This is a genomic window from Pleomorphomonas carboxyditropha, from assembly GCF_002770725.1.
Classification (GTDB): Bacteria; Pseudomonadota; Alphaproteobacteria; order Rhizobiales; family Pleomorphomonadaceae; genus Pleomorphomonas; species Pleomorphomonas carboxyditropha.
In genome coordinates this window covers 106,396-129,756 of record NZ_NQVN01000013.1, presented here as the reverse complement: position 1 = coordinate 129,756, position 23,361 = coordinate 106,396, and the positions used below count along the sequence as shown (strand labels likewise).

At 68.0% G+C, this 23,361-nt stretch carries 22 protein-coding genes; 12 read left to right on the top strand and 10 right to left on the bottom strand.

Features of this window, described 5'->3' with window-relative positions; genetic code table 11:
• Positions 1-93: 93 nt before the first annotated feature.
• From CJ014_RS17930 to CJ014_RS17900, 7 genes are all read right to left on the bottom strand, one after another.
• On the bottom strand, positions 94-984 hold the full coding sequence (locus CJ014_RS17930) for a substrate-binding domain-containing protein (protein WP_100081863.1): 891 nt from the start codon (positions 982-984) through the stop codon (positions 94-96).
• A gap of 378 nt (positions 985-1,362) precedes the next feature.
• The gene (locus tag CJ014_RS17925) at positions 1,363-2,430 is read right to left on the bottom strand and encodes an ABC transporter ATP-binding protein (protein WP_100081862.1); all 1,068 of its coding nucleotides are present in this window, start codon (positions 2,428-2,430) and stop codon (positions 1,363-1,365) included.
• 11 nt (positions 2,431-2,441) lie between these two features.
• Positions 2,442-3,275 carry a carbohydrate ABC transporter permease gene (locus CJ014_RS17920; RefSeq protein ID WP_100081861.1) on the bottom strand — a complete coding sequence of 278 codons (834 nt, stop codon included), beginning with the start codon at positions 3,273-3,275 and terminating at the stop codon, positions 2,442-2,444.
• Between the two features lies 1 nt (position 3,276).
• Positions 3,277-4,212: a carbohydrate ABC transporter permease gene (locus CJ014_RS17915; protein WP_100081860.1), complete on the bottom strand. Its 936-nt coding sequence runs from the start codon at positions 4,210-4,212 to the stop codon at positions 3,277-3,279.
• Between the two features lie 143 nt (positions 4,213-4,355).
• Complete coding sequence (locus tag CJ014_RS17910) at positions 4,356-5,618, bottom strand: ABC transporter substrate-binding protein (protein WP_100081859.1); 1,263 nt, start codon at positions 5,616-5,618, stop codon at positions 4,356-4,358.
• A gap of 183 nt (positions 5,619-5,801) precedes the next feature.
• Positions 5,802-6,971 carry a PLP-dependent transferase gene (locus CJ014_RS17905; RefSeq protein WP_100081858.1) on the bottom strand — a complete coding sequence of 390 codons (1,170 nt, stop codon included), beginning with the start codon at positions 6,969-6,971 and terminating at the stop codon, positions 5,802-5,804.
• Positions 6,968-7,681, bottom strand: a complete 714-nt coding sequence (locus CJ014_RS17900) for a FadR/GntR family transcriptional regulator (protein ID WP_100081857.1) — start codon at positions 7,679-7,681, stop codon at positions 6,968-6,970. The genes CJ014_RS17905 and CJ014_RS17900 overlap by 4 nt, the downstream gene beginning before the upstream one ends.
• Positions 7,682-8,005: 324 nt before the next feature.
• Between CJ014_RS17900 and CJ014_RS17895 the strand changes: the two genes are divergently transcribed.
• The 12 genes from CJ014_RS17895 (at position 8,006) to CJ014_RS17840 (ending at position 20,303) form a co-directional block, all read left to right on the top strand.
• Entirely contained in the window at positions 8,006-9,013 is a 1,008-nt protein-coding gene (locus CJ014_RS17895; protein ID WP_133121876.1) for a PspA/IM30 family protein, read from the top strand.
• Positions 9,013-9,663 (top strand): OB-fold-containig protein, encoded by a 651-nt coding sequence (locus tag CJ014_RS17890; RefSeq protein ID WP_100081855.1) that lies wholly within the window; start codon positions 9,013-9,015, stop codon positions 9,661-9,663. Before CJ014_RS17895 ends, CJ014_RS17890 begins: the two co-directional genes overlap by 1 nt.
• 2 nt (positions 9,664-9,665) lie before the next feature.
• The gene (locus CJ014_RS17885; protein WP_100081854.1) at positions 9,666-11,369 is read left to right on the top strand and encodes a flotillin family protein; all 1,704 of its coding nucleotides are present in this window, start codon (positions 9,666-9,668) and stop codon (positions 11,367-11,369) included.
• Positions 11,370-11,734: 365 nt separating this feature from the next.
• Positions 11,735-12,295: a cupin domain-containing protein gene (locus CJ014_RS17880; RefSeq protein ID WP_245427430.1), complete on the top strand. Its 561-nt coding sequence runs from the start codon at positions 11,735-11,737 to the stop codon at positions 12,293-12,295.
• Between the two features lie 240 nt (positions 12,296-12,535).
• A complete protein-coding gene (locus tag CJ014_RS17875) occupies positions 12,536-13,471 on the top strand; it encodes an ABC transporter substrate-binding protein (protein WP_100081853.1) in 936 nt (311 codons plus the stop codon).
• Positions 13,472-13,620: 149 nt separating this feature from the next.
• A complete protein-coding gene (locus tag CJ014_RS17870; protein ID WP_100081852.1) occupies positions 13,621-14,418 on the top strand; it encodes an ATP-binding cassette domain-containing protein in 798 nt (265 codons plus the stop codon).
• The gene (locus tag CJ014_RS17865; RefSeq protein WP_100081851.1) at positions 14,415-15,422 is read left to right on the top strand and encodes an ABC transporter permease; all 1,008 of its coding nucleotides are present in this window, start codon (positions 14,415-14,417) and stop codon (positions 15,420-15,422) included. The genes CJ014_RS17870 and CJ014_RS17865 overlap by 4 nt, the downstream gene beginning before the upstream one ends.
• Before the next feature lie 2 nt (positions 15,423-15,424).
• Positions 15,425-16,513, top strand: coding sequence for a phosphotriesterase family protein (locus tag CJ014_RS17860; RefSeq protein WP_100081850.1), 1,089 nt, complete (start codon positions 15,425-15,427; stop codon positions 16,511-16,513).
• A 36-nt stretch (positions 16,514-16,549) separates the two neighbouring features.
• Positions 16,550-17,317, top strand: a complete 768-nt coding sequence (locus CJ014_RS17855) for a glutamine amidotransferase (RefSeq protein WP_100081849.1) — start codon at positions 16,550-16,552, stop codon at positions 17,315-17,317.
• Between the two features lie 3 nt (positions 17,318-17,320).
• Complete coding sequence (locus tag CJ014_RS17850; protein WP_100081848.1) at positions 17,321-18,211, top strand: ribokinase; 891 nt, start codon at positions 17,321-17,323, stop codon at positions 18,209-18,211.
• Positions 18,208-19,050, top strand: a complete 843-nt coding sequence (locus CJ014_RS17845) for a BtpA/SgcQ family protein (RefSeq protein WP_100081847.1) — start codon at positions 18,208-18,210, stop codon at positions 19,048-19,050. The genes CJ014_RS17850 and CJ014_RS17845 overlap by 4 nt, the downstream gene beginning before the upstream one ends.
• Positions 19,047-20,303, top strand: coding sequence for a Zn-dependent hydrolase (locus tag CJ014_RS17840; protein WP_100081846.1), 1,257 nt, complete (start codon positions 19,047-19,049; stop codon positions 20,301-20,303). Before CJ014_RS17845 ends, CJ014_RS17840 begins: the two co-directional genes overlap by 4 nt.
• Before the next feature lie 3 nt (positions 20,304-20,306).
• Here CJ014_RS17840 and CJ014_RS17835 read toward each other — a convergent pair whose 3' ends face one another.
• The 3 genes from CJ014_RS17835 to CJ014_RS17825 all read right to left on the bottom strand — a co-directional run bounded on the left by CJ014_RS17835 (position 20,307) and on the right by CJ014_RS17825 (position 23,361).
• Complete coding sequence (locus CJ014_RS17835) at positions 20,307-21,455, bottom strand: DUF1501 domain-containing protein (RefSeq protein WP_100081845.1); 1,149 nt, start codon at positions 21,453-21,455, stop codon at positions 20,307-20,309.
• 4 nt (positions 21,456-21,459) lie between these two features.
• Positions 21,460-22,848 carry a DUF1800 domain-containing protein gene (locus CJ014_RS17830; RefSeq protein ID WP_100081844.1) on the bottom strand — a complete coding sequence of 463 codons (1,389 nt, stop codon included), beginning with the start codon at positions 22,846-22,848 and terminating at the stop codon, positions 21,460-21,462.
• 66 nt (positions 22,849-22,914) lie between these two features.
• Positions 22,915-23,361: a periplasmic heavy metal sensor gene (locus CJ014_RS17825; protein ID WP_165790887.1), complete on the bottom strand. Its 447-nt coding sequence runs from the start codon at positions 23,359-23,361 to the stop codon at positions 22,915-22,917.

The following is a 23,361-nucleotide window of genomic DNA, read 5'->3' as shown; positions in this document are numbered from 1 at the left end:
CGCGAATGCCCTCGGCCGCGACGGACGCCGGACCGGCCGTGGAGAAAAGACGCGGGGCCGCCGCAAGACCGCCCCGCGCTCCTTCAGCTTATATCACTTGCCGGTGTAGACGCCCGGCTCGATCGGCTGTTCGGCCGGCACGTCCTTGCCGGCGATCACGTCGATGGCCGTGTCGACGGCCCGCTTGCCCATCTCGCCGGGGAACTGCTGGATGACGCCGACCATCACCGGGTTGGTGTCGACCGCGTTGCGGGCCTCTTCCATGCCGTCGAAGCCGATCACCTTGACCTGGTTCTCGAGGCCGGCCGACTTCACCGCCACGGCGGCGGCCAGCGCGGCGTCGTCGCCGAAGCCGAAGATGCCCTGGATGTCGGGATTGGCCTGCAGCATGTTCTGCGCGGCGGCCAGCGCCTCGGCGCGGGTGATGCCGGTCTGCTGGGCGACGATCTCGATGTCCTTGTGCTCGCCGATGGCCTTCTTGAAGCCGTCGATGCGGTTCACCACCGACTGCACGGTCGGATAGTCGATGATCGCCACCTTGCCCTTGTCGCCGAGCTCCTTGGCCATCAGCTCGCCGGCCTTGACGCCGCCGGCATAGTTGTCGGTGCCGATATAGGAGGTGACCTCGACGCCGCTGGCCGGCACGTCGACGGTGATCACCTTGATGCCGGCCTTCTGGGCCTTCTCGATCACCGCCTTGACGCCCTTGCTGTCGACCGGCGACAGCACGATGACGTCGACGCCCTTGACGATGAAGTCCTCGACGTCGGCGAGCTGCTTGTTGAGGTCCTGGTTGGCGATCGCCACCTCGAGCGGCACGCTCTTGGCGGTGGCCTCGGCCTTCATGGCGTCGGCGAGCTCGATGTAGAACGGATGCTGCTGGGTGAGCAGCGAGGCGCCGATGCCGTCGGCCATGGCCGACGTGGCCAGGAAGGCGAAGGCGGAGCCGGCGAGAGCCAGGCGAGCAAGCGAACGAATGGTCATCTTGTCCTCCCATATGGCCGCCGCTCCGATCCATCCTCGGGATCAGGAGACATGTCGGCCGTTGTTGAACTGTCGGGCGAGCCGGTCCCGCCTCCGGCGGAACCTCGCCCGTCGAGGCCCCGGGAATGGGCCTTGCGGCGAACACGCCTCGACGGAGGTGGCCCTCCGTCTCAGCGAGGCCAACACATCATGGAATGTTGTCGCATGTCAACATAGAAATTTTACGCGCGTAATAATTTTGAGCGTCGTATGAAATAATATGTCGCCGGTCCGATGGCGGTCGCCTTCCGGAGATGCGACGAAATGGAACGGCCCGGAAAGGCGCCAAAACGCCTGTCCGGCACGGCCGATATTGCGCATGGAAATCGCCGAGACCGCTTACCCGATGCGGTTCGTCGTCTCGCGATCGAAGACGTGCAGCCGGTCGCCGTCGAGGGCGATGTGCAGCGGCTCCCCGACCTCGGCGGCGCCGCGCTCCAGCGTGTAGATCTTGAGATCCTGGCCGAGCAGGCGCACGTGCACGATGGTGCCGAAGCCGGTCGGCTCCACCAGGTCGACGCGCGCCGTGTAGCTGCCGGCCCCGGAACCGGCGACGATGCGCACGTGCTCGGGGCGGATGCCGACGGTGACCGCCTGTCCCTCGGCAAGATCAATGCCGCCGGGAACGGCGATCCTGCTGCCGTCGTCGGTCTCGATGGCGCCGGAACGGCAATGGCCGTCGACGAAATTCATCGCCGGCGAGCCGATGAAGCCGGCGACGAACAGGTTGGCCGGCCGGTCGTAGAGGTCGAGCGGGTTGCCGACCTGCTGGATGATGCCGCCGTGCATGGCGACGATGCGGTCGGCCAGCGTCATCGCCTCGATCTGGTCGTGGGTGACGTAGACCGAGGTGGCGCCGATCGCCTTGTGCAGCCGCTTGATCTCCGCCCGCATCTGCTCGCGCAGGCGGGCGTCGAGGTTACTGAGCGGCTCGTCGAACAGGAAGGCCTTGGGATGGCGGACGATCGCCCGGCCCATGGCGACGCGCTGGCGCTGGCCGCCGCTGAGCGCCTTGGGCCGCCGTTCCAGGAGAGGATCGAGGCCGAGCTTGCCGGCCGCCGCGCCGACCGCCTCGGCGATCCTCTCCCGCGCCGTCTTCCGGAGCTTCAGGCTGTAGCTCATGTTGTCGGCCACCGTCATGTGCGGATAGAGCGCGTAGGACTGGAACACCATGGCGATGTCGCGGTCCTTGGGCGCCACTTCGTTGATGCGCCGGCCGTCGATGCGGATCTCGCCGCCGGTGATGTCCTCGAGCCCGGCGATCATCCGGAGCAGCGTCGACTTGCCGCAGCCGGACGGGCCGACCAGCACGACGAATTCGCCGTCGGCGATGGAAAGGTCGATGTCGTGCAGCACCGGCACGGTGCCGAAGGTCTTGGTGATCGACTGGATGGTGATGGAAGCCATGGCAACGCTCCTCAGCCCTTCACCGCGCCGGCCGTCAGGCCCTGCACGAGATAGCGCTGGATCAAAAGGAAGAACAGGCAGGCCGGGATCAGCGCCAGCACGCCGGCCGCCATCATCTGCCCGAAGTCGACGGAGAACTTGGAGACGAAGGACAACAGGCCGACCGGGAAGGTAGTGGCCTGGTTGCCGGAGATCAGCATCAGCGCGAACAGCAGCTCGCTCCACGCCGCCGTGAACACGAAGCCGAGCGTCGCGGCGATGCCGGGCAGCGTCAGCGGCAGGATGATCTGCCGGAACGCCGTGAAGCGCGTGGCGCCGTCGATCATCGCCGCGTCCTCGAGGTCCTTCGGAATGCCGTCGAAGAACGACTGCATCAGGAAGGTGGCGAACGGCACGTTGAAGGCGACGTAGACGATGACGAGGCCGGTCAGGCTGTTGGTCAGCCCGAGCGGCGACAGCATCTTGAACATCGGCGCGATCAGCATCACCAGCGGGAACATCTGGGTCAGCAAGAGCAGGCCGACGATCCAGTATTTGCCCCGGAACACGAAGCGCGACATGGCGTAGCCGGCCAGCGCGGCGACGATGGTGACGATCACCGCCGTCGACGCCGACACGATGGTCGAGTTGAGGAAGAAGGTCGGAAAGCTCGAGTGGGTCAGCACGAACGCATAGTGTTCGAGGCTGGCCCGCGACGGCCACAGCCGGATGCCCTCGGTGTAGAGCAGGCTGGTCGGCGTCACCGACACCTTGAGCAGCCAGAACAAGGGAAACAGGGCGAAGGCCACATAGGCGAGGATGGCCAGCCGATGCAGCACGGTCAGGACGATGCGCTTTCTGGTCATGTCAGTGCCTCGTCAGCATGGTTTGGCGCAACACGACGATCAGCATCGAATAGGCGAGCAGCAGCACCAGGAGCACCAGCGCGATCGCCGAGGCGTAGCCGAAGTCGAGCCGGCGGAAGGCCTGGGTGAAGATGTAGCTCGCGACGATCTGCGTCCGGTCGGCCGGCCCGCCGTTGGTCATGACGATGATCAGGTCGGCGAAATTGGCGATCCACACGGTGCGCAGCAGGATGGAGATGGCCATGGTCGGCGCCAGGAAGGGCACGGTGATCGACCGGAAGCGCTCGATCGGCCCGGCGCCGTCGATCTCGGCCGCCTCGTAGAGATCCTTGGGGATGGCCTGCAGCGCCGCCAGCATGGTGATGGCGAAGAAGGGGATTCCCCACCAGACGTTGGCGACGATCGGTCCCCACATGGCGGTTTCCGGATCGGACAGGATGTTGCTCGGCTCCGACAGGATGCCCAGCGCGTAGAGCCAGTGGGGAATGGGGCCAACCACCGGGTTGAACATCCAGGCCCAGTCGAGGCCCGACAGGAAGCTCGGCACCGCCCAGGGCAGGAAGCACAGCGCCTGCGCCAGCGCCCGCCCCCTGAACGGCCGGTTGAGCAGCAGGGCCAGGATCAGGCCGAACAGGAATTGCAGGATCACCGAGCTGAACGTCCACCACAGCGTGTTGACGAGCGCGCCGCGAAAGGCGCCGTCGCCGGCGAGCTCGCGGAAATGCTTGAGGCCGACGAAGGCGCCGCTGAACGGGTTGAGCAGCCGGATGTCGCGGAAGGCGTAGGAGATGCCGAGCGCCAGCGGCACCAGCATGATGGCGACGATCAAAATCAGCACCGGAGCCGAGTAGAGCCAGGGCTCCAGATAGGCGGCGATCTTCTGTTTCGCCGTCCGGCGATCGCCGTCGGGCGGTGCGGCCGCAGGATAGAAAGTCATCGGACAGGAACTCGCAGATGTATTCGGAAGGACGCTGGGGGAGTCCGGGCACGACAGCTCGATCGCCGGCACAACCAAGGCACCGGCGGTCCCATCGGCGCCCGGCGGCGCTGAGGCCGCCGAGCGCCAAGGCCGAGCTCCCGTTACTTGGCGGCGAGGAACTTCTGCTGGGCGGCCGTCAGGTAGTCGGCCCACTGTTTGGCGAGGTCCTCGGGCGTGATCTCGCCGAGCAGCGCCTTCTGGCTGGTGTTGATCACCAGCGAGTCCTTGAAGAAGGCGAACTCCTCGAGATGCGTCGGCATCACCGTCGGCACCACGTCGGGATCGGCCAGTTCCTCGAACCAGCCCTTGAACTGCTCGCTGGCGTAGAACGGATCCTTCTCGGCCGCCGTGTGGATCGGCAGCGCGCCGATCCGCTTGTTCCAGGCGATGTTGCCGTCCGGCGCCTCCAGCGTGGCGATCAGGTTCCAGGCGAGGTCCTTGTGCTCGCTGTTGGCGAACATCGACCAGCCGCCGTAGCCGATCGTCGGGAAGGCCTTGCCGGCCGGGCCCTTCGGGAACGGCGCGACGCCGTAGTCTTCCGGCTTCATGCGCTCGGCGATCGAGATCAGGGCGTCCGGATCCTGGTCGAGGAAGGCGCAGGTGCCCGAATAGAAGCCGCCGACGATCTCGTTGAAGCCCCAGTTGACGCTGTCCTTGGGGGCGAGGCCGGACTTGTAGAGATCGATCAGGTAGCTGATGCCCTTGACCCATCCCTCGTCGGCGAAGGTCGAGGTGCCGTCCTCCTTGAAGAAGGCGTTGTCGCCGGCCATGGTGGCGCCGAACATCACCCAGCCGTTGAGGCCGCCGGGGCCGCCGCGCATGCAGTAGCCCGACTTGCCGGGCAGCTTCGACACCTTCTCGGACGCGGCCTTGAACTCGTCGAGCGTCTTCGGCGGCTCGGCGACGCCGGCCTCGGACAGCAGCTTCTTGTTGTAGAACATGGCGCGGAGATAGAAGCCGTAGGGCAGCATGTAGGCCGTGTTCTTCACCGAGCGGCCCATTTCGAGGGCGCGCGCCGTCAGGCCGGAGGTGTACTCCCACTTGGCGAGATAGGGCTCGAGGCTTTCGAGCGCGCCGTTGTTGGCATAGAGCGCCAGCCAGGTGTCGGGCATCTCGACGACGTCGGGCGTCTCGCCGGCCGAAACCATGGTGGCGAACTTCTCGAAGGCTTGGTTCCACGGCAGCGAGATGATCTCCACCTTGGTGCCGGGGTTGGCGTCCTCGAACGTCTTGACGATGCCCTTCAGCGTCTCGGTGCGCTCGGGGCTGGTGATCACCTCCACGAGCTTCAGCGTCGTGTCGGCAAGGGCGGTGCCGGCCATGAGCAGCGTCGACAGCGATGCGATAGCCAATATCCTGTTCATGAAGTTCCCCTTTCCTTGGTTGCCGCATGAGGGCGGGGTGCTGGAGGCCCCGCCGGGCGGTCTTTCCGTTGTCCGGCCGGTCATGCCGGCCGATCGGGCATCGGCGCCCCTGATGTTTGTTGATTTGCACCGATGCCTTTGCCGGCCCCTCCAAGCCGGAGAGTCGTCGAGGAGGCAGGTCTCCTAGATGCGCGCCGCGTCGATGGCCCCGCCGAGGTCGGCCCACAGCGCCTCGGCGCCTTCGAGGCCGACATGCAGGCGCACCACGCGCGGACTGATGCCGAAGTCGACCGCCGAATTCGGCCCGGCGGCCTGGTTGTGCACGACCGTCGCCGGAACGACGAGGCTCTCGTGGCCGCCCCAACTGACGCCGAGCTTGAACAGCTTCAACTGGTCGGCGAATTTCGGGATGTCGACGCCGTCGGTGAAGGTGAACGAGAACAGGCCCGAGGTGCCGGAAAGGCCGGGCGGCAGCGTATTGCCGAGGCCAGGGTGCAGCACGTTCTCGACGAGCGGATGGCCGGCGAGCTTGCGGGCGACGTGGAGCGCCGCCGCCTCGTGCGCCTTCATGCGGGCCGGCAGCGTCCGGAGGCCGCGGATCAGCAGCCAGGCGTCGAACGGCGACAGCTTGCCGCCGAGATAGGGATAGGTGGTCGAGCGGATCTTGCCGATCAGCGCCGCCGATCCGGTGACCACGCCGGCGACGACGTCCGAATGGCCGCCGATATACTTGGACGCCGAGTGGAGCACCAGGTCGACGCCGAGCGACAGCGGCTGCTGGAACACCGGCGACGCCCAACTGTTGTCGATCGCCGTGACGACGCCGTGCTTGCGGGCCAGCGCGGCGAGGGAGGCGACGTCGAGCGCGTCCATCGACCAGCTGGTCGGGCTTTCGAGGTAGAGCAGGGCGGCGCCGGGCAGCTCGCGGGCCACCGCCGCCTCGTCGCGGCCGTCGACATAGACGGTGTGGACGCCGTATTGCTTCAGGAGGATCTCGAACAGCCGGTAGGCGTCGGGATAGACGTGGCGGACGCAGAGCAGCTTGTCGCCGGGCCGGACGAAGGTCATCACCGTCGAGGAGATTGCCGCCATGCCGGAGGCGAAGCCGATGGCATCCTCGCCGCCTTCCAGCCGGGCGAGCATCTCCTCGAAATGGCGGACGGTCGGGTTGAGGCCGCGGCTGTAGGTCGGCCGCGTCTTCTTGCCCATGTAGGTCTGGTTCATCTCGTCATAGGACGGGAAGGTGAACAGCGACGTCTGGGCGATCGGCGGCACCACGGCGTCGTAGGCATTCGCCTCGTCATGGGCGACGATCAGGCTGGCGCGGCTGATCGGGTCGGCTTCCTCACTCATCTGGACATGTCCTTGATGTCTTCCTCGACGATTTCGAGGATCGCGTAGGTCTTCTCGCGCGCCAGCGCGACATCGCGGGCGACGATCGCCTCGAACAGCTCGCGGTGGAACGGGAAGGACCGCCGGGCGAAATCCGGCCGGTCGAAGGGCTGGTCGAAGAAGCCTTCGAAGGTCTCGCGCATCTGTTCGAGCAGGCGGGAGAACAGCGGGTTGTGGGTGGCGTCGTAGATCGACAGGTGAAAGGCGAGGTCTTCCCGGCCGGCGGTACCCTTGTCGATGTGGACGCGCTCCATCTCGACCAACGCCGCCTCCATATGGGGCACGTCGTCGGCCGTATGCCGCAGGGCCGCCACCGCCGACGCCTCCACCTCGATGCCGCGCCGCACTTCCAGCGTCTGCAGCAGCGCGTCCCTCAGGTGCGACATGTCCAGCGACAGCGGCATGTGGATGGTGCCGGGGGTGATCGTCCGGATCAGGAAGGTGCCGGAGCCGACGCGCGGCTCGGCGACGCCGAGCGCCTGCAACTGCCGGATCACCTCGCGCACCGTCGACCGCCCGACGCCGAGCGCCAGCGACAGCTCGCGTTCGGTCGGCAGCTTGTCGCCCGGCTTCATGCCCGAGCGGTCGATGTGGTCGGCGAGCGCGTTCATGACGCTGCGGACCCGGTCGACGCGCGGAATTCGTTCGAAGGAAAAGGTGCCGTCGGCCATCTGCCCGCCACTCGGTCATCGGGCCGACGCCCGTTGAATTGGTCTGACATCTGACATTAAGGAGGCGGTGGCGAAGGCTGTCAAGTGGCCCCGCGTGCAGGCTGGGCCTCGCGCCGGCGCATGAATCTCGTCGCCCGGCTTCATCGGCGTGTTTTTTCAATTTTTGCGTGAGAAAAACCAGCCGCAACCTTGAAAGCACCAAAGAAGTGACTTATAGTTTCCTGTATGATCGAAAAACCACAATTTGCGATGGGCCTCGCCTTGTCGCCGCCGCAGGAAAGCCGCGAAGCGCTCTGCGAGACGCTCGAGGCCTATCGGCAGGCGATGGAAATCCTCGACGGAACCCGGGGCGCCAATCTGGTGGCGCTGCACGAGGAGGCCTACGAGGAGATCCGTGCCAGGACCGGCCTGCCGTCGCGCATGGCGACCTTGGCGTTGCGCGATCGCAGCAGGCGCGCCGCCGGCGGCCCCGTCAACGATATTCCTCTCGATTCCAAGCTGTTTTCGCTGAAAGGCCCGGACACCTTAAGCATATCTACCGTCAAGGGGCGGTTCACGGTCCCCTATTCCGTGGAAGGCTATCGTCATGGTTGGGATGACTTCGCGGAAGCTCGCCTCTTCTTTGACGGAGCACTGTTTAGAATCCTCGTCGGAGTGCAAACCAGCCCTCAGTTCCAGAAAGAGATCACAATGTCCAATGAAGGTATTCTGGCCCGTCTCGGGCGTGTCATCGCCGGCGTGCTCAACACCGCGGTCGACACGGCGGAGAATTCCAATCCGATCGCCGTGGCGCAGCAGGCCTTGCGGGAGATCGACAAGATCACCGACGAGGCGCGCGCCGTGCTGGGCGTGGCGATCGCCTCGGGCCACCGCCTGAAGGCCAAGGCGGAGGATTTGGACGCCGAGATTCGCGATCTCGATGAGAAGATCAAGACCGGTCTTGCCAAGGGGCGCGAGGATCTGGCCCGCGTGGCGACCGGCCTGCAGATCGATCTGGAAGCGCAGTGCAACGCCATCGACAAGGCGATCGCCGACAACGCCGGCGAGATCGCCGAAGCCGAGGCGACGCTGCGCAGCATCGCCTCGGCCCGTGCCGACGCGACCAAGCGCCTCGAGGACGCCCAGCGGGCCGAGCGGACGGCATTTTCCGCCGCCACGCCCTCGCAACGCAACGACCAGCGCCTGGCCGCCGCGCTCGCGGCGGTGGAGCGGGTGACCGGCGTTCCGGCCAAGCCGGTCCACGGCGCGGCGGAAATCGAGGAGCTGGGCAAGATGCAGCGCGAAGACGCCATCGAGGCGCGCCTCAGGGTGTTCCGCGAAGGGCAGCGTTGATGGAGTCCATCGTTCAGCCGGGCACCGAACTGTTCTGGGAAGCGCTCCTGGTGGTGGCCGGCCTCGGGCTCATCGAGCTTGTGTCCGTGCTGTTTGGGGTGTCGGCCTCCGGGCTGCTGGACGACGGCTTCGGCTATCATGGACCGGGCGACCATGACGCCGGGCTGCTGGGCGGCTGGATGTCCTGGCTCAATGCGGGCGGCGTGCCGATCCTGGTGCTCGCCGTGCTCCTGCTCTCGGCCTTCGCGGTATTCGGCTTTTCCGTCCAGATGCTGGCGGCGCGCGTCGCCGCGCCTCTCCCCATGTTCGCAGCCGGGCCGCTGGCGCTGATGTTGGCCGTTCCGGCGACGCGCTGGCTGAGCCGCGGCCTCGCCCGCATCATGCCGCGCGACGAGACCAGCGCCGTCAGCCAGGCCGGCTTCATCGGTCTCGCCGGCGTGGTCACGATCGGACCGCTCGACCAGGGGCAGCCCGGGGTGGTGCGCGTCAAGGACCAGCACGACAACATTCACAACCTGCGCGCACAGGCGGCGCCGGGTCATCTGATCGAGACCGGCGCGCTCGTCATCATCGTCGATGGTGCGGACGGTCTTTTCCAAGCTATTCCGGCGCCTGAGGAATTCAGTCGCGTTGACATCAAGAGGGGCTGATTATGGAGTTCTTGTCTCTGGGCATCATCGCCGGCGTCATCGTCATGGCGATCGTTGTCATCGGCACTATCATCTCATCGCTCTACATCAGGGCGACGCGGGATAAGGCCTATGTTCGGACCGGCTTTGGCGGCAAGAAGGTGGTGCTCGACGGCGGCTCCGTCATCCTGCCGGTGTTCCACTCCTATTCCTGGGTGTCGCTCAGCACGCTGCGGCTGGAGGTGAAGCGCGCCGAGAACGAGTCGCTGATCACCAAGGACCGCATGCGGGCCGACATAACCGCTGAGTTCTATGTCCGCGTGAAGCCGGATTCCGAGAATATCGCGCTGGCGGCGCAGACGCTGGGCGATCGCACCAACGATGCCGACGCGCTCAAGGCCCTGGTCGAGGCCAAGTTCGTCGACGGTCTGCGCTCGGTGGCCGCCACCATGACGCTGCGCGATCTGCAGGAGCAGCGCGCCGAGTTCGTGAAGTCGGTTCAGGCGGCCGTCGCCCACGACCTTCAGTCGAACGGCCTGGAACTGGAATCGGTGTCGCTGACCAGGCTCGACCAGACCGACATCAAGCATTTCAATCCCAACAACAGCTTCGACGCCGAGGGCCTCACCGCCCTCACCAAGATCACCGAAGAGCGCAAGCGCGAGCGCAACCAGATCGTTCGCGACAACGAGGTCGAGATCGCCACCAAGGATCGGGAAGCCGCGCTGCGGCGCCTGACGATCGAGCGCGAGCAGCGCGACGCCGAGCTGACGCAGGAACGGGACATCGCCAACAAGACCGCCGAGACGCGGGCCGAGGCGGCCAAGGCCGAGCAACTCGCCCGCCTGGCCGAGGAAACGGCGCGGCTGGATACCGAGCGCGGCATCGCCGAGCGGGACGCCGAGGCGCGCCAGGCCAAGGAGTCCGCCCGCATCGTGGCCGAGCGCGGCATCGCCGAACGCGAGGCGGAGGCGCGGAAAGTTACCGAGACGGCGCGTATCGAGGCCGCCATCGCCGTCGCTCAGAAGACCGAGGAGGAGCAGGCCGCCCGCGCCAAGGCGGACGAGGCCAAGGCGGGCGCCATCACGGCGGAAGAGCAGGTGATCACGGCTCAGGAAGTGGAGATCGCCGAGCGCGCCAAGCGCATCGCGGTGATCGCCGCCCGCAAGGAAGCCGAGCAGGCAGCGACCGCCATCACGGTCAAGGCCGAGGCCGAGCGGCAGGCCGCCGAGAACCTGGCCGCCGCGTTGCAGATCCAGGCCAACGCGGAAGCCGAGGCCGCCAAGATCCGGGCCGCCGGCGTCATCGAGCTCGGCGAGGCGGAGGCGCGGGCCGAGCGGGCCAAGAACGAGGCGCGCAACGCGCTGGCCGCGAGCATCATCGACTTCGAACTAGCCAAGGCGCGCGTCGAGATCGTGCCGCAGGCCCTTGCCGAGGCGATGAAGCCGATCGAGAAGATCTCCGATATCCGGATCTTCAGCACCGGCGGACTGCCGGGCTCCCTGGGCGGCAGATCGGGCGAGCCGGGCGGCAGCCCAATGAACGACCTGTCCAGCCAGTTGCTGAACTTCACGGCCCAGAAGCCGATTCTGGACGAGATTCTCGCCCAGGCCGGCTTCAAGGGAGCCGACCCGACCCAGGCTCTTCTCGCCGCTTCACTGGAAGCTTCGGTCGAAAAGGCGCTGCGGCCGGCCGACGGCAGCGTGAATCCGAATACGAGATCGTGACCACGGGCGGTTGGATTTTTTGACCGATGGCGCGGGGGTCTGGCGGCTGCCGGATCCCGGCCTCCTCGATATGACCCGAAATTGTGCGGCGAACGGCCTTCTCCCTGCGGTGGCGGCCGCCCACATTGACGAATGCCGCGAGTTGAGTCTCAATCCGAACGATCTTGCCCGCGCGGCGCGGTCCGGCGGCTGCCGGCTGCCGGCGGGCTCGGACGGCGCGGACCGGTTCGTCGCGTCCGGAGTGGCTCCGCGGAGCTTTCCATCGGAGCGAAAGGGCGGCCGGCCAGGAAAGTGTTTTGATGAAGACGGACGATATGGTCCTCGCTGATTCCCCCGGTGCCCGATCCGAGGACCTCCGCCATGGCATGCCGGTCGGCCTCGGCACGCGCCTCAAGCTGGCGCGCCAGACGCGCGGCATGACGCTGAAGGCGCTGGCGCAGGCCGCCAACTGCTCGGAAAGCCTGCTGTCGAAGATCGAGAACGGCAAGGCGTCGCCGTCGCTGCCCATGCTGCACCGGATCATCAAGGTGCTCGACAAGAATATCGGCTGGTTTTTCGAGGAATCGCACGGCGAGGAGGGCATGATCTTCCGGGCCGGCACGCGGCCGGTGCTGACGCTCGATCCGTTGCGCCGCGGCAAGGGCATCGCGCTGGAGCGGATCATCCCCTATTCGCCCGGCCATCTTCTCCAGTGCAACATCCACCACGTCGAAGTGGGCGGCGAGAGCGCCGGCCCCATCCAGCACGTCGGCGAGGAAGTCGGCTACGTCATCGCCGGCGAGGTTGAATTGATCGTCGGCGAGCGGCGATTCCATTTGCTGGAGGGTGACGCCTTCGCCTTCAACTCCGACCTGCCGCACCACTATCGCAATGCCGGCGACCGCCGGGCCAGCATTTTTTGGGTCAATACGCCGGCGACTTTTTGAGGTCGGGCAAGGACGCGGGCCGAGGCTTTCGCACTGCGGCCGCGGGGCTGAAATCGGCTCCCTTTCGGCGGCACGGCATGACCGGCAGTGCCACGCGCGGGCGCCTGCCGATTGGCCGAATTGCCGCAGAAACCGGCATTCAAGTTACTTGACATAAAATCAACGATCTTGAATCATCGCGTCGTGTCATCCGACGCCAACAAGCCCCAAAGGGGCAAATAAACCAAAGGGGATTCCGAAATGCGTCTTTCCAGGATTCTCGCGGGCTGCGCCATCGCGTCCGCCCTTGCCGCCAGTCTGTCGCCGGCTTCCGCCGAAACCTTCGCGCTCGTCAATATCAATCAGCAGGCGCTGTTCTTCAACCAGATCAACGACGGCGCCACCGCCGCCGCCAAGGCAGCCGGCGTCGACCTCGTCATCTTCAACGCCAACAACGTTCCGGCCGCCCAGAACGACGCCATCGAAAACTACATCACCCAGAAGGTCGACGGCATCATCCTCGTCGCCATCGACGTCAACGGCGTCAAGCCGGCCATCACCGCCGCCAAGGCGGCCGGCATTCCGGTGATCGCCATCGACGCCCAGATTCCCGACGGCGACAACGTCGCCTTCGTCGGCGTCGACAACACCAAGGCCGGCGAGGACATCGGCAAATTCTACGCCGACTACGTCAAGGCCGAGATGGGCGGCAAGGCGACGGTGGGCATCGTCGGCGCGCTCAACTCGTTCATCCAGAACCAGCGGCTCGACGGCTTCAAGACGGCCGTTCAGGCGAGCGGCGCCGACGTCACCTTCCTCGACACCGTCGACGGCCAGAACGTCCAGGACGTGGCGCTGTCGGCCGCCGAGAACCTGATGACCGCCAATCCCTCGATGTCGACGCTCTATGCCACCGGCGAGCCGGCGCTGATCGGCGCGGTGTCCGCCGTCACCGCCCAGGGCCACACCGACAGCGTCAAGGTGTTCGGCTGGGACCTGACCAAGCAGGCCGTACAGGGCATCGAGGAAGGCTGGGTCGTCGCCGTCGTCCAGCAGGATCCGGCCGGCGAGGGCAAGGCCGCCGTCGAGGCGCTGACGACGCTGAAGAAGGGCGGCAGCGTCGAGCCGATCATCAACGTGCCCGTGACCATCGTCACCAAGGACAACGTGGCCGACTTCAAGGCGATGTTCCAGTGATCTGAAACCGTGAACGGTCGGGGCGCCGGGATCACTCGCGGCGTCCCGGTTCATCGTTGTCTCCCGCCGGCCGCCCCTATCGGCCGGCCGGCGGGATGCCATGCTCAACGGAGTGCGCCGTCGCCGGCCATTCCCCGGTGGATTTCAGCATGACGGAAAATTCGCCCTATCGCGTCCGGATGACCGGCATCTCCAAGCGCTACCATCCCATCCAGGTGCTCGACGACGTGTCGCTGACGCTGAAGCCCGGCGAAGTGCTCGGCCTGGTCGGCGACAACGGCGCCGGCAAGTCGACGCTCAGCAAGGTGCTGTCCGGCGCCATCATTCCCGACGCCGGCAGCATCGAGATCGACGGCGAGGTCGTCAGCTTCGCCTCGCCGGCCGACGCCCGCGCCGCTCGCGTCGAGATGGTCTACCAGGACCTGTCGCTCTGCGACACGGTGGACGTCGCCGGCAACCTGTTCCTCGGCCGCGAACCGCGCCGCCGGCTCGCCGGCCTGTCGTTCCTCGACGAGGCGCGCATGCATGCCGAGGCGCGCGCCATGCTCGACCGGCTCGGCATCGTCATCGCCGACACCCGCCTCAAGGTCGAGAACCTCTCCGGCGGCCAGCGGCAGTCGATCGCCATCGGCCGCGCCGCCTCCTTCGACCCGCGCGTGCTGATCATGGACGAGCCGACGGCGGCGCTGGCCGTCGCCGAGGTGGAAGCCGTGCTCGACCTGATCCGCGCCGTCAGCGCCCGCGGCGTATCGGTGATCCTGATCACCCACCGTTTGCAGGACCTGTTCCTGGTCTGCGACCGCATCCAGGTGATGTACGAGGGCCGCAACGTCGCCGAGCGGCACGTTTCCGAAACCAGCATCGAGGAGGTGGTCAACCTGATCGTCGGGCGCAAGTTCACCGCCCGATCGGCCGGGGCGACCGACAGCGCGGGAGTTACGGCATGAGCGACGGCGCCATCAAGCAGCAGGTGCCCTCGCGCCTCGTCAGGGCGAGCTGGCACGAAAAGGCCGTCGCCCGGGGCGGCGTCGTCTCCATCGCCCTGTTCTTCGCCGTGGTCTGCATCGTCTTCTCGCTGGCGACCGACGCCTTCCTGACCACGCCCAACCTTCTCAACATCGTGCGCCAGTCGGCGCCGCTCCTCATCGTCGCCTCGGCCATGACCTTCGTCATCACCACCGGCGGCATCGACCTCTCCGTCGGCTCGGTGCTGGCGCTGACCGCCACGCTGTCGGCGGTGCTGCTGCAATGGGGCGTGCCCTGGCCGCTGGTGGTGCTGGGTCTTCTCTGCCTCGGCGCCGTCGTCGGCGCGGCGCAGGGCTTCTTCATCGCCTATGAGGGCATCCCCGCCTTCATCGTCACGCTGGCCGGCCTGTCGGTGATCCGCGGCATCGCGCTTTTGATCACCGGCGGCTACTCGATCCCGGTCGATCCGGCCAGCGGCTTCAACTTCATCGGCCGCGCCTGGTTCATCGGCGTGCCGGTGCCGGCCCTCATTGCCGTCGTCGTGCTGGCCGTCGCCTATCTCGTCTTCAACGAGACGGCTTTCGGCCGCTACGTCACCGGCGTCGGCGCCAACGCCGAGGCGGTGCGGCGGGCCGGCGTCAACACCCGCCTGGTGACGCTGATGGTCTACGTGCTGACCGGCACGGCGGCGGCGCTCGCCGGCATCATCCTTGCCTCGCGGCTCGGTTCCGGCTCGTCCAATTCCGGCCAGGGCTTCGAGCTCGACGTCATCGCCGCCGTGGTGCTGGGCGGCACGTCGCTGTTCGGCGGCCGTGGCTCGGTGGTCGGCACCATCCTGGGCGCGCTGACCGTGGCGGTGATCGCCAATGGCCTGATCCTCGCCCATCTGTCGCCGTTCCTGACGCCGATCGTCACCGGCCTGATCATCCTCGTCGCCATCTGGCTGAACTTCCGCCTGTTCAAGGGCGGATCCAGGAGCCGCTGATCATGGAGCATCTGTTCGCGGGCAAGCCGGCCGAACGGTCGCCGATCGGCATCCGCTCCGGCACGGTGATGACGGTGACCGGCCCGGTACCGGTCGACGAGATGGGCGTCACGCTGATGCACGAGCACATCCTGCTCGACGGCGCCAAGGCGTGGCGCTGCCCCTGCGACATCGACGACGAGGGGCGCCGCGTGTCCGAGCAGCCGGTGAACATCGAGATCATCGGCGAACTCAGGATGAACCCCTATCTCAACCGCGACAACGTGTCGCTCGACGACGCCGACCTCGCCCTGCGCGAGCTCGAACGCTACAAGCGCTTCGGCGGCAACACGGTGATCGACGCCACCACCATCGGCATCGGCCGCGACCCCGCGGCGCTCGCCCGCATCGCCCGCCTGTCCGGCCTCCGGATCGTCATGGGCACCGGCTTCTATCTCGAATTCAGCCATCCCGACTGGCTGAAGGCGATGGACGCCGAGGCCATCGCCCGGTTCATCGTCGACGACGTCGGCGGCGGCGAGACGCAGCCGCCGGTGATGGCCGGCATCATCGGCGAGATCGGCGTTTCCAAGGATTTCACCGAGGCCGAGCGGCGCTCGCTCACGGGCGCGGCGCGGGCGTCGGCGCGCACCGGCGTGCCCCTGACCATCCACCTGCCGGGCTGGGAACGGCTCGCCCACGCGGTTCTCGACGTCGTGGAAGGGGAGGGCGCCGACCTCCGCCATACCGTGCTCTGCCACATGAACCCGAGCTGGGACGACACGGCCTATCAGACCTCGCTCGCCGCCCGCGGCGCCTTCATCGAATACGACATGATCGGCATGGACTATTACTACGCCGACCAGGATGCCCAGTCGCCGTCCGACGAGGACAACGCCCGCGGCATTCTGAGCCTCGTCGACAAGGGCTACGCCGATCGCGTGCTGATGTCGCAGGACGTGTTTCTCAAGATGATGCTGACCCGCTACGGCGGCTTCGGCTACGCCCACGTGCTGCGCCACTTCGTGCCGCGCCTCAAGCGCCACGGCCTCGACGCCGCGGTGATCGACCGCATGCTCATCGACAATCCGAAATCGGTGTTCTCCGCCTGACGGAGCGCCCCGGACATACTGCCGAGGAAAGCAAAAATGACCAAGAAGATCCTGCTGGCCGGCGAATCCTGGGTTTCGACGGCCACCCACATCAAGGGCTTCGACCAGTTCGCCACCGTCACCTACCACACCGGCGCCGACGAACTCCTGACGGCGCTGAAGGGCGGGCCGTTCGACGTCGCCTTCATGCCCTCGCACGAGGCGCAGCGCGACTTTCCGCAGACCATGGAGGCGCTGACGGCCTACGACGCGGTGGTGCTGTCCGACATCGGCGCCAACACGCTGCTGCTGCACCCCGACACCTGGATCAAGTCGCAGACGACGCCCAACCGGCTGAAGCTGATCCGCGATTACGTCCGGAACGGCGGCGGCCTCTTGATGTTCGGCGGCTACTACTCGTTCCAGGGCATCAACGGCGGCGCCCGCTACCGCAAGACCGCCGTCGAGGAGGTGCTGCCGGTCGCCTGCCTGCCCTACGACGACCGCGTCGAGGTGCCGGAAGGCTTCACCGCCGAGATCACCGGCAAGGCCGATCATCCGATACTCAGGGGCCTCGGCGGCGAATGGCCGGTGCTGCTCGGCTTCAACGAGGTCGAGGTCAAGCCGGGCGCCGAGGTGCTGGCCACCGTATCGTCCGAATATGGCGCGCTGCCGCTGCTGGTCACCGGAACCTACGGCAAGGGCCGCACGGTCGCCTGGACCTCCGACGTCGGCCCGCACTGGCTGTCGCCCGATTTCGTCGCTTGGAAGGGCTACAAGACGCTGTTCGAGCAGATGCTGGCCTGGGCGACCGGGCGGGACTGAGCCATGGCGCTCCACGTGGTCGGCAACGTCTGCGTCGACGACACCTTCTATGTCGACCGGCTGCCGCGGCCCGGCGAGACGGTCAATGCCGTCGCGTCGGCGCGCGGCGTCGGCGGCAAGGGCGCCAACCAGGCGGTGGCGGCGGCGCGCAGCGGCGCCGAGGTGGTGTTTCGCGCCGCGCTGGGCGCCGATGCCGACGCAGGTTTCGTCCGGGCGGCGCTCGCCGGGGAACTGCCGCTCGACGGCCTCGCCGTGCTCGACACGCCGACCGACCGCTCGACCATCCTGGTCGACCGGACGGGCGAGAATATCGTCGTCACCGCCGCCGCGTCGGCCATGGCTTTCGATCCGGCCGGGTTTCCGGTCCGGCCGGGGCGGGGCGACTACCTGCTGATGCAGGGCAACCTTCGCGCCGACGTCACCGGGGCCTGCCTCAAGAGAGCGAAGGACCGGGGCGCCGTCACCCTCCTCAACCCCAGTCCGCTTGGCTCCACCGCGCTACCGACGGCCGACGTCGTGATCGTCAATGCCGTCGAGGCCGAGGCGCTGGCCGGTTGCACCGATCCGGCCGAGGCGGCGCACCGCCTGTCGCGCGACGGCGCCGCGAGCGTGGTCGTCACGCTCGGCGCCGAAGGCGCGCTCCTTCTTGAGCGGGGCGAGCCGAGGTTGCTGCCGGCGCCACGGGTCGTTGCCGTCGACACCAGCGGCGCCGGCGACGTCTTCGCCGGCGTGCTGTCCGGCTGCCTCGCCCGTGGCCTGCCGCTTTTCGACGCCGTGGCGATCGGCGTTCGGGCGGCGGCCGTCGCCGTCACCCGGCGCGGAACGCTCGCCGCCTGTCCGAGCCGTCCGGAAATCGCCGGCCTGATCAACGGCACATCGAGGGATCTTTCATGACCGAAGCCGCAAAACCGGTCGGCCAGACGGCCGGCGACGCCCTGCAGCATCTGTTCGGCCGGACCAAGGTGGTGATCGGCGTCGTCCACCTGGCGCCGCTGCCCGGCGCGCCGCGCCACGACGGCGAGCCCGTCGAAGAGATCTATCGGCGCGGCCTCGCCGACGCCCGCGCCTATCTCGACGGCGGCTGCGACGGCGTCATCGTCGAGAACCACGGCGACGTGCCGTTCTCCAAGCCCGACGACATCGGCCCCGAGACGGCCGCCCACATGGCGGTGGTCGCCGACCGCATCCGCCGCGAGCTCGGCCGGCCGATCGGTATCAACGTGCTGGCCAACGCCGCCATCCCGGCGCTCGCCGTGGCCAGCGCCTCCGGCGCCGGCTTCGTTCGCGTCAACCAGTGGGCCAACGCCTATGTCGCCAACGAGGGCTTCGTCGAGGGCGAGGCGGCGCGCGCCCTGCGCTACCGCGCCCGCCTCCGGGCGAACGGCGTCCGCATCTTCGCCGACGCCCACGTCAAGCATGGCGCGCATGCCATCGTCGCCGACCGGCCGGTCGAGGAGCTGGTGCGCGATCTCGCCTTCTTCGACGCCGACGCGGTGATCGCCACCGGCCAGCGCACCGGCCACGCCGCCGATCTCGGCTATATCCGGATGATCAAGGAGGCCTCGCACCTGCCGACGCTGGTCGGCAGCGGCGTCACCCCCGACAATGCCCGCGACATCCTCGGCATCGTCGACGGCGTCATCGTCGCCAGCGCCCTGAAATACGACGGCGTCTGGTGGAACATGGTCGATCCAGACCGCGTCAGGACCTTCATGGCCGGGCTGCGCCCATGACCGGCGGTCCCGTCATCGACGGCCGCCGCCTGCTCGCCCGGCTCGATGCCTTCGCGGCGATCGGCGCCACGCCGGCCGGCGGCGTCAACCGGCCGGCGCTCGGCCCCGAGGACCGGGCGGCGCGGGCCTTGCTGGCCGGCCTCGGCGCGGCGCGCGGTTTTTCGCCGTTCCAGGACGCCGCCGCCAACCTGTTCCTGCGGCGGGCCGGCGCCGACGACGGCCGGCCTCCCTTGTTGATCGGCAGCCACCTCGACAGCCAGCCGACCGGCGGCCGTTTCGACGGCGCGCTCGGCACGCTCGCCGCGCTCGAAGTGCTGGAAACGCTGGAGGACCACGGCGTCGTCACGGCCGGTCCCGTCGAGCTGGTGGCCTGGACCAACGAGGAGGGCAGCCGCTTTGCGCCCGGCGCCTTCGGCTCACAGGTCTATGCCGCCGGGGCCTTCCCGCGAGGCTGGCAGGACACGCTGGACAACGACGGCGCCCGCCTCCCCGACGAACTGGCGGCGACGCTGGCGGCCTTGCCGCAGGCGGCCGAACGGCCGCTCGGCCGCCCGGTGGCCGGCTATTTCGAGCTGCACATCGAGCAGGGGCCGCTGCTCGAACGCGAGGGCGCGCTGATCGGCGTCGTCGAGGGCATCCAGGGCACGCGCTGGCTGGAGGTGGTGATCGAGGGGCAGGTGGCGCATGCCGGCACGACGCCGCTCGCCGATCGCCGCGACGCCATGGCGGTGGCCGCCGCCGTCATCGCCCGGTTGCAGGCGACGGTGATGCCGGCCGACGTCGATGCGCGCCTTACCGTCGGCCGCCTGACGCTGGCGCCGGGCGCCGTCAACGTCATTCCCGGCGAAGTGACCTTCTCCATCGACCTGCGCCATCCGAGCGGCGCCGAGATCGACCGGCTGGAGGCCGAGATCGTCGCTCTGGCCGGCGAGGTGGCCGCGGACGGCGGCTGCCGCGCCTCGGTGCGGCGCAGCATGGATGTGGCGCCGGCCCGCTTCGACGCGCGGCTGGTCGGCATCGTCGAGGGCGCGGCGAAGCGGCGCGGCTTTCCCAGCCGGCGCCTGTTCTCCGGCGCCTTCCACGATGCGCTGTTCATGGCCCGCCTCGGTCCGGCGGCGATGATCTTCGTGCCCTGCCGCGGCGGCCTCAGCCACAACGAGGCGGAATATGTCGAGCCGCATCAGGCGATCGCCGGCGCGCAGGTGCTGTGCGACGCCACGCTGGAAGCGATGGCCGGGTTGGCCGCGACATAACGTTCAGGCGCTCGCCAGGCCGGTTAGCTTCCGGTTGAACGGGCGCCCGGGGAACAGCGTGCGCATGGTCTTTTCCGGATCCAGCCCGAGGCTTTCCGCCGCGACGACGGCGATCAACGCATCGAGGTCGAGCGTCGGGGCGAGGTCCCGGTTCTCGTAGAGCTGCCGCGACGACAGGCCCGGCCAGTCGGCGATCACCCGCCCGCCGTCGATCGCGCCGCCGGCCAGCATGGCGGCCGAGGCGGTGCCGTGATCGGTTCCGTCGGTGCCGTTGACCGCCGCCGTGCGGCCGAACTCCGTCGCCACCAGCACGGTGGTGTTGCTCCACACGTCGCCGAGGCCGTCGCGCAGCGCCCCGATCAACTGGTCGAGCCCGCGCAACTGATTGGTGAGACGCTGCTTCTGGGCGTCGTGGGTGTCCCAGCCGGCGGTCTCGATCATGGCGATGCGCGGCCCGTTCTCGCGGCCGAGAAACATCGCCGCCGTCTTGCCGACCGTGGCGGAGTCCTGCCGCGCGCCCACCGCCTCGGCGAGCCCACGGTTTTCCATCGCCCGGTTCCAGAGCGTATGCAATTCGGGATCGGCGTCGTAGAGCGCGCTGACCCGCGTCAGGAGATCGTCGGGCGCTTCCGGCAGGTTCGACGGCGCATAGGAATTGACCGGCGCCGCCCCGCGCAGGGCAAGCGGAATGGTCGGGGCGAGGGCGATCGCCTCGTCGCGGGTTTTCGGCAACAGCGTCGACAGCCGGTTCAGCCAGCCGTCGCGCAACTGGTAGGGGCTCGATCCGCCGCTTTCCAGCACGTTCTGCCCGTCGAAATGCGAGCGCTCGCGATAGGGCGAGGCAACGGCCTGCACGAACAGCGACTGCTTTTGCTTGTAGAAGCCGGCCAGCCGCTCGAGCGACGGATGCAGCGCGAACATGCCGTCGAGCTTGTGCATGTCGGCCGGATCGATCGCCAGCGAGCCGCGCAGGCCGGCCAGCGCCGGATCGCCGTAGGGAATGACGGTATCGAGCCCGTCGGCGGCGCCGCGCTGGATCACGAAGACGAAGCGGCGGTCCGTCTCGACGTGGGCGAACACCATGCGCGGCGAGATCATCAGCGCGCCCGCGCCGAGCGCGGCTCCGCGCAGAAAGTTTCGGCGGTCCATCATGGCCCTATCTCCTCTGGAATTCCGGCGAAACGAGCAGAAGCGCCACTGCCGTGGCAGGCGATTCCGCCCGGGCGATCTCGGTCGCCGTCGTCTTCGACAGCGCCGGGCCGATCAGCGCGCCGGCGGCCGCCCGCGCGTCGAGTGTCGGGTCGGCCTTGCGGGCCAGCCTTTGCGCCACCTCGACGCGCCGGATCAGCGCGTCGGGGGCCGCCCAACTGGCGGCGATGTCGTCATAGCCGGCCGGCGACTGCGGCCGCCACACCGGCTGGCCGAGCTGCCTCGCCATCTGGGCGGCGGTCGCCGTCATCTCCGGGGAGGCGTCGAGCGCCCGCAGCGCCGAAACGCTCCATTCCCACGGCGTCTTGAACTTGCTGGCTTCCTCCTCCCACGCCTCGGGGGCATCGACGAGCGCCCGATAGACCGTCGGCAGGTCGCCTTGCGATTTGACAAAGGCCGATTGCAGCCGCTGCACCAGGGAGGACGGCGGAGAATCCGCCACGAAGTGACGGGCGAGCTTGGTTGCCAGATGGCTTGCCGTCGCCTCGCTGCGGGCGACGTCGCGCAACACGGCCTCCGCCTGGTCCATCCCCTGCTGGTCGTAGGTCTTGCCGAGGATGGTGCGCGGACCGGGCTCGTGAAACTGCGGCTTGAACGCGAACGTGCCGGCCCCGGTCTCGTCGTTTCCGCCTTGCCCGGCGATGGTCCACCCGGTCATCGCGAAAGCGAACTGGGTCACGTCCTGCTGGCTGTATCCCGTCCGCACCCCGAGCGTATGAAGCTCCAGGATTTCGCGGGCCAGGTTCTCGTTGATGCCGGGCTTGCGCGATGCGTCCTGTTCGGCGGCGCGTCTGGCGCGGACACTGTTGGGGCCGATGGAGCGGTCCTGGTTGAGGTAGAGCAGCATGGCCGGATGCGTCTCGACGGCCAGCAGCATGTCCTCGAAACGGCCGAGCACATGCGGCCGGATCGCCTCGCGCTCGAACGAGCCGGCGAGCGCCGTCACCAGCGGCTCGTCGCCCGAGATGGCGAAATGGTTGGCCCAGAAATGCACGAGCCGCTCGACGAACGGCGTCTGGCTCGCCAGCGCCGCGCGCATCCGGGCTTCGACCTCCGCCTCGTAGAGCTTCTGGCCGCGCTGGCGCAGCTCCTGTCGCGCCTGCCGGCGCTCCGCCTCCGGCAGGTCGCGGATGTCGGCGCTGTCTTCGCGATAGGTGGTGAATATGTCGGCCGACGACGGCAGGTCGCTCATCGCCGCCGGCTTGGGCTCATAGGCCTGGAATTGCCCGAGCAACCAACCTTTCGGATTGTCGGGGCTCTCGTCGCCCAGGTGGGCGCCGAGGCCGAAGCGGTTCAGCGCGATAAAGGCGCGCTCGCCACGAGAGGGAGTGCTCACGCAAACCTCCTGCCTGTTAACGATGGCCGTTGAACGGGGAAAAATCGGCGATCCGTCGGACGGGATCTATTTTTTTGCGCTGTGCGGCAGGATCTGTCCGCGCGAGGAAAGCCCGTCGATGAGCAGGGCGCGGCTTTGGGAATCCAGGCCTTCGGCGAAATCCATCACCGCCGCTTCGACGCGGGCGCGCACCCTGATGTCGGCGGCCCGGGTCGTTTCGAGCGTCGCATCGATGGCGTCGCGGTCGAGATCCGCCTCCTTCAGCAGGCGGGCGAGCTTGTCGCGTGCGTCGCGCGCCGCCTGTGAATCGGGCTGCGCGTCGCTCCTGGCCTTGGCCAACGCCTGGCGGAAGGCCTGGCGCTGGTCCGGCGCCATGGCCTGCGCCGCCGATGCAAGTCCCTGGTCGGCCGGCTGGGCGGCGGGCATTGGGGCCAGCCGCCAGATCCACGCGCCGACCGCCGCGCCCAGAATGAAGACATTGAGGGCCAGCGACAAGGCCAGGGCGATTTTCAT